The 13603-nt window shown below is 40.7% G+C and carries 6 protein-coding genes; all 6 read right to left on the reverse strand.

The window, feature by feature from the left end; translation table 11 throughout:
* Nucleotides 1-27 precede the first annotated feature (27 nt).
* From H9I37_RS10410 to gatA, 6 genes are read right to left on the reverse strand one after another with little or no spacing between them, the layout of a single operon-like run.
* The gene (locus H9I37_RS10410) at nt 28-2871 is read right to left on the reverse strand and encodes a tetratricopeptide repeat protein (RefSeq protein ID WP_187382658.1); all 2844 of its coding nucleotides are present in this window, start codon (nt 2869-2871) and stop codon (nt 28-30) included.
* Nucleotides 2872-2875: 4 nt separating this feature from the next.
* Nucleotides 2876-4237, reverse strand: a complete 1362-nt coding sequence (locus H9I37_RS10415) for a hypothetical protein (protein ID WP_187382659.1) — start codon at nt 4235-4237, stop codon at nt 2876-2878.
* 10 nt (nt 4238-4247) lie between these two features.
* The gene (locus H9I37_RS10420) at nt 4248-8741 is read right to left on the reverse strand and encodes a 2-hydroxyacyl-CoA dehydratase (RefSeq protein WP_187382660.1); all 4494 of its coding nucleotides are present in this window, start codon (nt 8739-8741) and stop codon (nt 4248-4250) included.
* A 24-nt stretch (nt 8742-8765) separates the two neighbouring features.
* Nucleotides 8766-10940, reverse strand: coding sequence for a DUF4954 family protein (locus H9I37_RS10425; protein WP_187382661.1), 2175 nt, complete (start codon nt 10938-10940; stop codon nt 8766-8768).
* 30 nt (nt 10941-10970) lie between these two features.
* Entirely contained in the window at nt 10971-12065 is a 1095-nt protein-coding gene (locus H9I37_RS10430) for a 30S ribosomal protein S1 (protein ID WP_187382662.1), read from the reverse strand.
* A gap of 20 nt (nt 12066-12085) precedes the next feature.
* A complete protein-coding gene (gene gatA, locus H9I37_RS10435) occupies nt 12086-13600 on the reverse strand; it encodes an Asp-tRNA(Asn)/Glu-tRNA(Gln) amidotransferase subunit GatA (RefSeq protein ID WP_187382663.1) in 1515 nt (504 codons plus the stop codon).
* Between the last annotated feature and the right edge of the window lie 3 nt (nt 13601-13603).

Raw genomic sequence — 13603 nt, forward strand, 5'->3', positions numbered from 1 at the left:
TTTGTTACTCCTGTTTTATAGGCTAAATTAATTTAAAAAAAGTCTGTCTACTTTTTCAGCCTGACGACTATTTGGATAAAGCTGTTTGAGCAGTTTTGAAGTTTCACTTGCATCTCCTTCAAGCCCTTCAACTACAAACGCCTCTACAGCGCTGTAAAGCACGCTTGCCGCTTCCGAAGAATTACCGGCGCTCCTAAAATAACGAGCCGCCTTGAGATACATTTCGGCAGCTTTTTTATTTTGATTGTTTTTTCTAAGAAAGTCAGCGATTATCTCCGCATTTTCAGCAGCATAAGAAACTTCATCGTCTGAAGTCTGTTTTGCAAGAATCTCGTTTGCCAAATCGTACGCTTCTTTTTGCGTATACGAACTTTCTGCATAAAGTTTTACGAGCTCTGAACCTGCAATGCGTCCTTTTTTTGTTCCGCTTTTTCCTAGCCTTTCGTATTCAGATTGTTTTTCTACAATGCGCTTATCTGTTCCATTTACTATTTTTTCAAGCTGCGCAACTTTTTTATTTATTTCATCGTCGCCAGCTTGTTTTGGAAATTTTTGAACGATTTCCCGGGCTGTCAAAAGTGCCTGCCTGTAATTTTCCTGTTCGTAATAAGCTGAAAGGAGATTTTTGCTCGCAGCGTATGCATAAACGCTGTCACTGTATTTTTGGAGCAGAGTTTTATTCAGAACGATTGATTTGTCAATCTCTCCAAGTCCGTACGCACTGTCACCCGAATAAAAAAGCGCAGCCTGACTGAATTTTCCATCAGGATATCTGTATATGTATTTGTTCAACCTTGTCAAAGCAGAGGCATAATCTTTGTTTGTATAAAAAATCTCTCCGCTTTTAAACATCGCTTCTTCTGCATATTCTGAACGTGAAAATGATTCATAAATCTGTGTATAAACTCTGTCTGCATTTGCAAGATTTCCCTGCTTTTCATAGATGCGTGCTGTAACAAAAAGAGCCTGAACTGCAAAATCATTTTTTTGTTTTGTATACGGCTGAAGCGATGAAACAGCTTTTTCATACTCGCCATAATCAATAAGAATTTCAGCGTTGAATATGATTGCTCCATGTTTTTCTTTTTCATCATACGAAACTTTTATAAGTTTATCTGCCTGAACTGCCGCATTTTGAAAATCACCGTTCTGCAATGCAGACTTTGCTGCGTATTCATAACTTTTTCGCACGTAATTTGTGATTTCATCCCCACTTTCAAGAGTGTAACGCACAAAAGACGCATAAGAATCTTTAAAAGAACCTGCACAATATTCCGAATACCCTTTATAGAAAAAACTGAGTTTCATAAAATCTGAATTCGAAGAACGTTGTTTGATATAAGAAGACAAACATGTTGTTGCATCTTTCCAGTTTTTGAGGTTTATCTGACAGAGCCCACGCACGTAATCTTTTTGAACGTCGTCTGTAAGGCTCGCAACTTTATATGACTCCTGATATCTTCCGGCGGCAAAAAGCGCTTTTGCATAGTCAATTGTATTTAATTTAAGCTCGTCATAGACAAGGCAAGCCTGATTGAATTTTCCAAGTTTGCACAATGCCGACGCATACAGCTCTCCTGTAGACTTGTCAACTTTTGAGTATTCCCCTTTCCGATAGTGATAAACAGAAAGCTCATATATGTCTTCAGTTGAAGGGGAAGTGAGTTTTGCAAAAAATAATGGAATTTCGTCCCATTTATTTTGAAGATATTTACATTTGAGCAAAAGTGAATAATAAGAGTCGTTTATGTTTTTTATTTGAGATTTTTTTATCACTTGTTCGTTTTGAATCAAAAGATCTTCTGCCTGAGAATAATTTTTGCTGTCTACAGCGATTTTTCCACAGTAGATTAAAACTACAGGAAAATTTTCGCTTTCGGGATTCACTTTAGAAAAATATGTTTCCGCCTGAGAAAAGTCATTTTTTTCATATTCATCAATTCCGAGCCTAACCCAAAATTCATCAAGGAGTTCCGGTTTATCATGCAATTTTATTTCAACATCTGCAAAAAGCGACGCAGAATCTGCCGAAACGCTTTTGTCTTTTGAAAGCTGATATGCATTTTTCAGTGCAACAGGAGAAAGTTTTTTATCTCCTAATTCTATTATTTTTCGATAACTTTCATACGCTTCTTTTTTTTGACCAAGCGCATTATTTGCGTCTGCATTGTAAAGGCATAGCTCTGCATAAATCCCCGAAGAAAAAATCGATTTATTTTCATCGTAGCCGTTTGCAAAAAGATTGTTAAAAAGCTTTACAGTTTTACGCTGATTTTTTGTATTATTGTAACTGATGATGAGTTTGAGGGCGGCTTCGACATAATCTGACTGATTGTACAAACTGCCGTTAGAGACCGCATATTCAAATAACGGAATTGCGCTTTCATAATCATTTGATATAAAGAAGATTCGTCCCGCATACATCAAAGATTGAGAATAATATTCAGGTTCGTTGTTTAATTCTGCAAGCGAACATGCTTTATGAAATTGCTGTGCCGCTTGAGAATATTTTGATTGTTTGAAGTACGATTTTCCAAGCAAAAACACACAACGTGTGATCTCTTTCGACCCTGAATGCATATACGAAATTGCCATTTCAAGAGTATTCCCGGCTTCTTCATAGCTGCCCATCTTTATCAGAGCATCTCCTTTGTAAGCGAGAGCAGAATACATAAAAGGCGAATCAGGATATGATTTTTGAAGCTCTTCTGCGTTGTCGACAGTTCCCGGATAAAATCCGTTTTTAAATGTCAGAAGAATCTCGTTGTATAAAAAAACATCGGAGCTCTGACTCGAATGAGTTTCCACTGCAAAAAGTGCTGAAAGACACAAAAAGAAAATGATATTAACAAATAATATTAATTTTTTCATAATTTCATTTTGGGAAAAACTGCTCTGAAGATTTTACTTTTGTCAGATAAACAAAATCTCCGCTGTAATACATGCAGAAATCTTCAAGAGTTTTTTTCTTCCCGTTTATGTACACGTAGCAGTTGAACCCGCCGTCGTCCTCAAAATATGGAAAAAATGCTGCACATTCATTGAATGCCATAATTTCAGGAGAAACAGTTCTGTCTGTTCCACGAATCGCCCCGAAATACAACGTTCCAGGCTCTGTTGCTGCAAGTACGTACATAAGAGAGCGCAGCACGCTAGTTGTATAACCTGAATTAGAGACAAAAGTTACAGTATTTGCAACGCCTTTTTCAGTGATTGAAGATGCAAAAGGGCTTATCGTCACATCAACACCTGACTGATTGAACAAGTAAGTCGAATCGGAATATGCGGAGATAACAGCTGAAGCGAGATTTCTGATCCAGTCTAAAGCAAAATATAAACTGTATTTTTGCGATAAAATGCCTTGTCTGCCTATATCTTTAACTTCGACAGTTTCTCTTATAAGCGGTTCTCGCTTTATCAAAGCATGTGACATCGGTTCAACCAACCCGTCAGCAATCCATTTTATAAAACCGGCCGACGAAAGCGATATTTTTGAAGAGTTTTTATCTTGGTTTTCTACAACAAGTTTTTTTCCTGTAGAGATGTAGACAAGCTCATCATTTTCATCGTACATTGCGTCCGGCACAATCTGAATCTCGGGAAGTTTTTCATCAATTACGGCGCACATCTGTTTCATGCTGTGATACATATCAGTGTCGATTTTTACATATTTCCACGGAAGTTTTGTCTCTGTTATATCCATCACATCTGCAAAAGAAGCGCTAAAAAATTTATCAAACGGCATTCCTGTAGGAACTCCGCGTGCTGCATAATTTCCGTAAATAACTAAGTCTGCAAGAGCCGTTTTCCCGTTTGGCGTAAACTGAATAAACACTCCCGAGTCTTTCATAAAGTAATATCTGATTCTTAAAGGTTTTTCAGATTTTTTATCTCTGATCAAAACCCAGCTGCCAGAGTAGTCACCTGGATAAACATCTTGTTTTTCATAATAGTCTTCTTTGTCGGAAACTACGTGTACATTGATTACGGTGTGAGGAGCAACAAAGACATTGAACGTATACTCATCTTCTTCAAGCCGAACTTGAAACTTTTCACCGTTTTCATTCGTAAAAACTTCAGGCATGTAAGAACGGATTTCGCTAAGCGGAGCCGTAAACCATTTTTCTTCAAGATTTCGGCGAATTTCGGAAGAATCAGGAATGCCAAACATGTTGAACGCTGCAAACAACGAGGAAATCGTAAATAAAAATAAAATCGTAAATATAGCTCTTTTCATCTATCTTAAGTTAGGCTTCATTTGCCGGGTCTGTGTCGGTAGTACCTTCCGCATATCTGATTTCCGCTTTGACAAAATGTCCGTCAGGCATTCTTATCATGTCGTTTTCAACTTCATCAGGATGTTTTCCAATCGGGGCATTTGAAAGCAAAAGCTTGAGCCTGTTGAGCTGATTGACTTCAGAACTGCCCGGGTCATAGTCGATTGCGCTTATATTTGCATCTGGGAATCTTCGGCGAAGCTCTTTTATTACGCCTTTTCCAGTTACGTGATTTGGAAGACACGCAAACGGCTGGACACACGCGATGCTCGGAGCACCTTCGTTTATGAGTTCAACCATCTCGGCAGTCAAGAACCAACCTTCTCCTGTTACGTTTCCAAGAGAGATAATATCGTCGACGCACTTCATCATGCTGTAGATTGAATGCGGCGCTTCAAAACGGCGGCTCTTGTTTAGATATTTTTTCATCTTACGGCGGTACAGCTCAAGTCCCCAGACAAGGAGTCTTGCCTCTGTTTCAGATTTTTTAGCAAATGCAAGTTTTTTGTGACGGAAAATGCCATCAGAGAATGAATAAAAGAAGAAATCAAGCAAATCCGGCATTACGCATTCTGCACCTTCACGCTCAATTGTCTCGACAATCTGATTGTTTGCCATCGGGTGGAATTTTACAAGAATTTCTCCAACTACGCCGACGCGAGGTTTCTTTATTGGCTTCAGTGGAAGATTATCGAAGTCGTTTACTATATTTTTAATCAGTTTGTTGAACTTTCTAAAAGAAACGTGCTTTGAAAACAAATCTTCCGCAACAGCATTCCATTTTTCATACATCTGATTTGCACTGCCTGGAATATCTTCATAAGGACGAGTTCTATACAAAACACGCATCAGAACATCGCCTACAACGAGGGATTTTACAAGGTTGTCCACGAGAGAAAATGTCAGCTTAAATCCCGGATTTTTTTCAAAACCTTGAGCGCTTAAAGAAAGGACAGGCACTTGAGAAAGTCCCGCATCGTTGAGCGCCCGACGTATAAATCCGATATAGTTTGTCGCACGGCAACCGCCGCCTGTCTGTGTGATGATAAGCGCAACTTTATCGAGGTCGTATTTGCCGCTTTCGAGCGCAGAAATCATCTGACCTGCGACAATCAAAGATGGATAGCAAGCATCGTTGTTTACATATTTCAATCCGGCTTCCACAGCTTTCGGGTCAACTGCGTCGAGAACAACAAAATTATATCCGCCGGAACGGAACGCCTGTTGCAAAATTCTAAAATGAATCGGCGACATCTGCGGTCCGATGATTGTATAATCTTTTTTCATCTCTTCTGTAAAGACAACTCTGTGATATGCAGAAGACTGAACTGTTCCGCGAGTTTTATTTCTTCGCCTTTCTTTTACAGCGGCGATAAGCGAACGAATACGTATTCTCACAGCGCCGAGGTTGCTTCCTTCATCAATTTTGATGAGAGTGTACATCCTCGATTTTGCCCGAAGAATTTCATCTACCTGATCGGCTGTGACAGCATCGAGACCGCAGCCAAAAGAAGTCAACTGAACAAGCTCTAGATTCGGCATTTCGCTTACAAACTGTGCTGCGCGATACAACCTGTTGTGATACACCCACTGGTCAATTATACGTAGCGGTCTCTCTATTTTTCCAAGATGGGCAACAGAATCTTCTGAAAGGACTGCAAGCCCGAGCCCGTTTATCATCTCCGGAATACCGTGATTTATTTCAGGGTCAAGGTGATAAGGTCTTCCCGCGAGCACAACTCCTGTTCCACCTTTTGTGATTATCTCTTCAAGTGCGTCTTCGCCTGCCTTTTGAACATCGTCTTTGAATTTTTCCTGTTCTGCCCAAGCCTTTTCTACTGCGTCTATGATTTGCTGTTTTTTGAACTGAGGGAATTTCGGCATCAGCTCTTCGCACATCCTTTCAGCTAGACGATCTTTGTCATCAATTGGGAGGAACGGATTCATGTATAAGATTGAAGGGTCTTGACGAAGTTCGTCGACATTGTTTTTGAGGACTTCCGGATAGCTTGTTACAATCGGACAATTGTAGTGGTCGCCTGCCCCTGTATCTTCCTTTTTTTCATAAGGCGCACACGGATAAAATATAAACTTAACGCCGCGTTGAATCAAAGAAACGACGTGCCCGTGGCTGATTTTTCCGGGATAACACACAGATTCTGACGGAATTGTCTCCAATCCTTTTTCATAAACTGTGCGGCTTGAACGCTGGCTCAGAATTACGCGGAATCCGAGTTCATTGAAAATCGTAAACCACAAAGGATAGTTTTCGTACATGTTGAGGACGCGAGGAATTCCCACATCTCCCATTGGAGCATCTTCGGGTTTTCGCGGAACATAGCTGAACAATCTTTTGTATTTCCAGTCAAAAAGGTTTGGAAGAGGTCCTGCGTCGTCATCAAGGCTATTGTTTTTATTGTTGCTTGCATCCTGAACATTGCCTTCAAGCTCCGCTCCTCTTTCACATCTGTTGCCAGTCACAAAAACTCGTTTTTCATTTCCTGAATAGAATGTGTTGATTGTGAGGAGACAGTTATTCTGACATTTTCCGCAGCGCCTGAGTTCTAGGTCAACATGGAAATTTTCAAGTTCATCAAATTTTGCGATGTTAGAGCGAACATCATGGACTGTTCCTTCCGGTTCATCAGGTTTAGGTTCCATAAGGTCACACCACTGGTCATAAGCTATCAAAGCAGAGCCGTATGCGCCCATCAAACCTGCGACATCGGGACGATAGACTTTTACTCCTGCAATTTTTTCAAAAGCACGGAGAATTGAATCATTGAAGAACGTTCCACCTTGTACGACAACTTTTTGCCCAATATCAGATGCTTTGCGAAGTTTTATGACTTTGAACAATGCGTTTTTAATAACTGAATAAGAGAGTCCGGCGGCGATATCTGCTACGGACGCACCTTCTTTTTGCGCCTGTTTTACACGGCTGTTCATAAATACTGTACATCGGCTTCCCAAATCTACAGGTTTTTCTGCCATGAGGGCAATTTTACTGAACTCTTTTACGTCCATGCCCATCGTGTTTGCAAAGTTGTCGAGGAAAGAACCGCATCCGGCAGAGCACGCTTCATTCAGCTGAATGCTGACAATAGCTCCGTCTTTCATCCTAAGGCATTTCATATCTTGACCGCCGATATCCAAAAGGAATTCGACACCGGGAACAAAAAAGTTTGCAGCACGGAAATGAGTGATTGTTTCAACTTCGCCTGCATCTACACCGAGAGCCGCTTTGAATAAAGCTTCTCCGTAACCTGTAGAAACAGCACGTGCAATGTAAACATCATCCGGCAACTGTCTATATAAATCTTTGAGAACTTTTACTGCGAGTTCAACAGGATTCCCCTGATTATGTGCGTAAAAATCCCAGATAATTCTTCCATCTTTGTCTATAAGGCACGCCTTTGTAGTCGTAGAACCTGAATCGAGCCCCAAGAAAACAGGACCGTGAGTTTTTTTCAGGTCTCCGCGTTTTGCTTTTTGTTCCGAATGGCGAACTTGAAATTCATCCAACTCAGCCTGACCTGTAAAAAGTGGGTCAAGGCGCTGAACTTCTCTCAGCTCGGCGCCGACAAGATTTTTCAATGAATCACGGAATTCGGCAATCGTAGGGAACTTAAAATCTCCGTTTTCGCCGCTAAATTTGCGTTCAGCTCCAAAAGCACATCCGCTCGCTACAAAAAGCTGTGAATCGTCAGGAACTATAATTTCGTCATCTTTAAGATTGAGTGTCACTATAAAACGGTGACGCAGCTGGTCAAGGAAGTGAAGCGGACCTCCCAAAAATGCGATGTGACCTCTTATCGGTTTTCCACATGCAAGCCCGGAAATTGTCTGGCTTACAACCGCCTGAAAAATAGATGCAGCGATATCTTCTCGGCGCGCACCTTCGTTAATTAAAGGCTGAATATCGGTTTTGGCAAAGACACCGCAGCGTGCAGCGATTGGATAAATCTGCTGAGAACCTTTTGCAAGTTCATTTAAACCTGATGCATCCGTCTCTAGCAAAGCAGCCATCTGGTCAATAAACGCACCTGTACCGCCGGCGCATGTGCCGTTCATACGCTGTTCAACGCCGCCGCGGAAATATGTAATTTTGGCATCTTCGCCACCGAGTTCAATTACGACATCTGTCTGCGGGATAAGTTTTTTTACTGCTGTAGTTGCGGCTATAACTTCTTGGATGAATGGAATGTTGAGCCACTGAGAAACTGAAAGTCCTCCCGAACCGGTTACTTTTACGGTAAGCTGTCTAGAGCTTCCGCCCTCTATTGTTTTTTCAAGAAAATCAAGGGCTTTATTTACAACAGAAATGATAGTGCTTCTGATATCAGCACGGTGGCGCTGATAATCGCCATAGATAAGCTTATCATCATCAGAGAGAACAGCAACTTTTACTGTAGTTGAACCTACATCAATACCCATTCGGACAGGTAACAAAGAATCTGACATACTAATGATTTTAATCATTATCTATTACTTAGTCAAACCAAGAAAAATCTGGAAAATATCGGATTTAAATTTTTCAGTGTATGAATTGAGCTGGCAGAGGAAAGAATTTTCATCGAGGATTCCAATTACGTTTTGCATTTCGCGCTCACTGACGTAAGTCATCTTGCGGTAGTAATCTGTATAATCTTTTTCGCGCGACTGCAATGAAGCGTTGTAAATATCATCAGCTACGATCGTCACATCTTCTGTTACATTTCGGTACACATCTACAGTGAACTCTTCAATAGGGCGAGAATAAAGCTGCTCAAGAAGATAAAGCGCATAACGAACTTTATATTTTTCGTACTCGCTTTGGCACTGATCATAAAACTGGTGGACGCTTTTCCAACTTTTGATTTCACCTTTTTTGATATTTGTAAAAAGCTCTTGAATTTTATTGGAAGGTATTATTTGACCGCCGGCATTCTCCCATTCTGTGAAAAGAGGAAACTGCCTGATTTTATCAACAAGCTCAAAAGTGAGTTTTTCGTGATTAAGGCTGCTGCAAAATTCCATCAGCGTCCTTGTCGCAAAATATTTTACAATCTTTCTGTACATTTTATATGACTGAACAGGTTTAATGATGACAGCTCCATATTTTTTTTGACAAACAGGATCGTCGAGCGTAAAATCTGCTTGCGGATTTTGATGAAGAAAATCTTTTGCAGCCTGATAAACTTTTTCCGGAGTATCGGCGCCATTCATATAATCGTTTCCGATCTTTTTAAGATATTCAGATGTAAGAAAAATCAGTCTGTCAAGCGCAGCGATAACTTCCTGCATAGTATCAGGAGCGAGCGGGTCTGTTTCAATATGCTGGATTTTTTTTACTCTTTTGTCACGGCTGAGAAACTTATTCTTATTTCTTGTGATTGCGAACATATCGTACATGAACCACCACGCCGGAATTATGGTAATTTTAGGAGAACCGTTAGTTCCCTGAGCGACGAGCGCAAACGGATAAGGAATATCAAGCTCGTACTGATAACTTCCTTTTGAAATCAATGTAAAAGAAGCAAACCGTGAATTGTGTTTAAAATCAGAGCAAAGTCCCGGCCAAAATCCGCGTTTTGCAAAAATTTCGCCGTCCGGACTTCTGCTGTTGTGATTGCTTCCGATTGTAGCGCCTGCCGCAATATTGCTTTGCCCCATCACTGTTGTCGCAATTAAAAATGAGGAATTGTGATGCTGCTCATGGAACGGATAAATCAGATTGTTTAAGATTTCACAACATGAAACTGTAGAATTGTCGCCGAGCACAGAGTTTAAAAGACGAGCCCCGTACTTTACTTGGCAGTTGCGCCCGATCACAAAACGAACTGCAATCGCCTGATAAAAAACTTTGCATCCGTATCCAAGAATACCGTTTACAAGTTCAACGCCTTCGCCAATCTGTGACGGCTCTTCTTCCGATGAAAGAATCGTGATGTTTTTCAGTTTGAAAGCGCCTTTTATATATGCGGAATCGTAAATTTTTGTATCTTTGATGATGCTTGAATTTTTAATTACACAGTCATTCCCGATAATTCCGTAAGTGTCGAGCTCTCTAGAATTTTCGTTTTCTGTCAGAGCTTTAAACTTGTCTAAAAGTTTTTTATCTTCGCGGTAATGCGACCATAAGTATGCGTCAGCCGGTATCATATCTTCAAAAGGAAGAATTGCGCGCCCGTCGTTTTCGTTCGCAACACCGATCCAAATCCTGTGTTCTTCAGGTTCGCCCTTTTTAAGAATCCCGTTTCCGAATTTTGAATGTTTTGTGCAGCAAAGCTCTTGAATATTGAATATTATGACTCTGTTTCCAATCCTGTAGTTGTCCATATAATAGACATTGCGAATCACACAATCATCGCCTGTAACTACATCGTGAAGGTTTGAACGCCTGATTCCGCATTCAAGTATGAGGTCGTTAAAATGAAGGTTTAATTTTTTCAATTTACCGAGAACAATAAATCCAGAAAAAAATGACATGTGAATTAAAGATGGGTCAAATGCACCTTCTTCGTTGTCGACATAAAAATTGTTCCATGAAGGGTCTGAGTTATGGTTCAGATTTTTCTCGAGAATTTCAATTTCTTTTGCAGTGAGATGACGTTTTCCTTCAAACAGATTTTTCGGAACATTTTTGATTTCATTTTCTGCGAGTTGTTCAACTTTGACCATACTGTTTGACCTGCCTTTTTTGAGTATGTTTTATTTTTTCAAAAGCGATGCAAACGGATTGTAAGTTTCACCGTCATCATCTTGGCTGCTCAAATATTTACTTGCAGTTTCGTCCTGCTCTTTTGAAGTTGAAGGGACAAGTGATATTCTCTTTGAAGCGGAATCTATTTTGTCTACGACTACGCTGATTTCCTGACCGATTTTGTATGTCTTTCTGAGGTTCGTGTTAGATGAGACTCCTTCAAGCTCGCTAATGTGAACAAGCCCATCTATCCCTTTGTCGAGATTGACAAAAAGCCCGAAGTCTGTGATTTTGCTTACTTTTCCTGTAATTTTTGTTCCGACCGGGAATTTTTTTGCGGCGGATTCCCAAGGGTCATCCATCAGAGCTTTGAGGCTTACGCTGACTCTTTCATTTTTCCAGTCTGTCTTTATGACTTTTACTTTAATTTCCTGACCGACTTCGACGATGTCGCCTGCGTTTTCAACTCTGTCAAACGACATTTCGCTTATCGGAAGAAGCGCCTGAAATCCCATTATGTTTACAAAAGCGCCAAATTTTTCAATGCGTTCCACAACGGCATCTACAATCACGCCTTCTTTAATCTGATTGGCAATCTTCCCAAGCTGTTCCGCATACTGGCTTTCACCGATTTTCCTGTTAGACACAAGGATATCTTTTCCATCGTTTTTGTATTCGGTGATGATAAATGTCAAATTGCGTCCGACGTAAGCGGAAGGTTCTTCGCGATTTTTGAATCCCATCTGCGAATAAGGACAGAATGCTCGTGCACTTCCGATTTTTACTTCAAATCCGCCTTTGATTTCTTTTTCAACATGACCTTCTACAGGGATTCCGCCTTTATAAGCGTTTTCAATCATCGTGTTGTCGGCTTTTCCGCCTGCAATTTTAGATGTAAAATGCATTTCACCGTGAATGTCGCCTGTAAAAAAAACTTTTATTTTATCGCCCTCTTTTACTGTAGAGTTTCCGTTCTCGTCTTTAAATTCAGCGGCATCTACGACGCCTTCAGATTTTGCGCTTAAGTCAACAAATACTGTAGAATCTGTCACCGCAACAACAGTAGTTTCAAAAGCATCTCCAATATTAAATCTATTTATCATCTCATTCCTCAAATTTTTTTTTACATGGATTCCTTTACTGGGATTCCGCATCCTGAATGATCTTCTTCCCACGATTGTGCAAGTCTCAAAATCTTTACTTCGTCGAACATTTTTCCTGCAAACTGCATACCTATCGGCATATTGCAGTCTGAAGTGTATCCCGCAGGAACGTTTATTGATGGGATTCGTGCAAGATTTACAAACGTCGTATACAAATCGCTCAAATACATTTCCAACGGACTGTCGACTTTTGAACCGAGTTTGAAAGCTGCCGTAGGGCAAGTAGGGCACAAGATTATGTCGTAATTTTCAAATACAGCTGCAACTTCCCTTTGAATACGAGCGCGCACTGTCATTCCTTTTTTGTACGTATCGCCTGAAAATTGTTCAGATAAAACGTAATTTCCGATTACAATGCGGCGTTTTACTTCCGGACCAAAACCTGCGGAACGCGTGTCGACATAAAGTTCATCATAACCTTTGCCGTTGTCTACTCGCTTTCCATAGCGAATACCGTCAAAGCGGCTCAAATTAGAGGCAGCTTCTGCAAGGGCAATAACATAGTAAGCAGCGATTGAAGCATCAAGAACAGGTAGATCTACTTCTTCCACAGTTGCACCTTTTTTCAAAAACCAATTTCGAGTATCTTCAAAGCACTTTACAACATCAAGAGAACAACCTTCCGTTTTCAGAAACTGCTTTGGAATTGCAATTTTTAGAGATTTGAATTCTTCGTCGGTAAAAGCTTTTAGGTCTTTTAATTTGTCAGCTTCAGGTAAATCAGCTGATGTGTCGTCATAAAAATCGACTCCGCACATAAGAGAAAGAGGCTCTGCAATATCTGCCGGTGTGTGACCGAGAATTCCAACTTGATCTAGAGATGAACCATAAGCGACAATTCCCCAACGGCTCAAAACACCGTAAGTAGGCTTTAGTCCGTAGATTCCACAGTATGATGCAGGAAGACGAACTGAACCGCCTGTCTCTGTTCCAAGCCCGAACAACGCCTGATTTGCAGCGACTGCGGCGGCAGACCCTCCTGAAGAACCGCCTGAAACAAATTCGCGGTTTACAGGGTTTCGTGTAGGACCGTAAGAAGAATACTCGGTGGAAGAACCCATTGCAAATTCATCTTGATTGCATCGTCCAAGCGGAACTGCCCCGGCTTTTTCCAGCCTTTCAATAACAGTCGCATTGTATGGAGCGACATATCCTTCAAGAATTTTAGAAGAACATGTAAGGCGGTGGCCTTTGCAGTTCATATTGTCTTTGAGCGCGAACGGAATACCTTCAAGTGGCTTTTCCGAAAACAGTTTGTCGAGTTCTGTTTTTCCGCCAGCACGTGCAGCAGAAATTTCTTTATCAGCTTGACGAGCATAGTCAACCGCATCATCGTAGATTTCTATAAATGCATTCAACGGAATTGCAGCAGATTTATCTTTATTAAAAGTTGAGACGGCGTCTTGGACAAGCTGTTCACTTGTGATTTTTCCTGATTTCAACGCATCCCTTGTTTCTTTTATCGTATAGTACATTGT

The sequence above is a fragment of the Treponema sp. Marseille-Q3903 genome (genome assembly GCF_014334335.1).
In the GTDB taxonomy this organism is placed as follows: Bacteria; Spirochaetota; Spirochaetia; order Treponematales; family Treponemataceae; genus Treponema_D.

What these genes read in the sequence shown, in the direction of transcription:
- H9I37_RS10415 (WP_187382659.1), bottom strand. Translation starts at nt 4,237, where the DNA reads ATGAAAAGAGCTATATTTACGATTTTATTTTTATTTACGATTTCCTCG.
- H9I37_RS10430 (WP_187382662.1), bottom strand. Translation starts at nt 12,065, where the DNA reads ATGATAAATAGATTTAATATTGGAGATGCTTTTGAAACTACTGTTGTT.
- H9I37_RS10425 (WP_187382661.1), bottom strand. Translation starts at nt 10,940, where the DNA reads ATGGTCAAAGTTGAACAACTCGCAGAAAATGAAATCAAAAATGTTCCG.
- H9I37_RS10420 (WP_187382660.1), bottom strand. Translation starts at nt 8,741, where the DNA reads ATGTCAGATTCTTTGTTACCTGTCCGAATGGGTATTGATGTAGGTTCA.
- gatA (WP_187382663.1), bottom strand. Translation starts at nt 13,600, where the DNA reads ATGTACTATACGATAAAAGAAACAAGGGATGCGTTGAAATCAGGAAAA.
- H9I37_RS10410 (WP_187382658.1), bottom strand. Translation starts at nt 2,871, where the DNA reads ATGAAAAAATTAATATTATTTGTTAATATCATTTTCTTTTTGTGTCTT.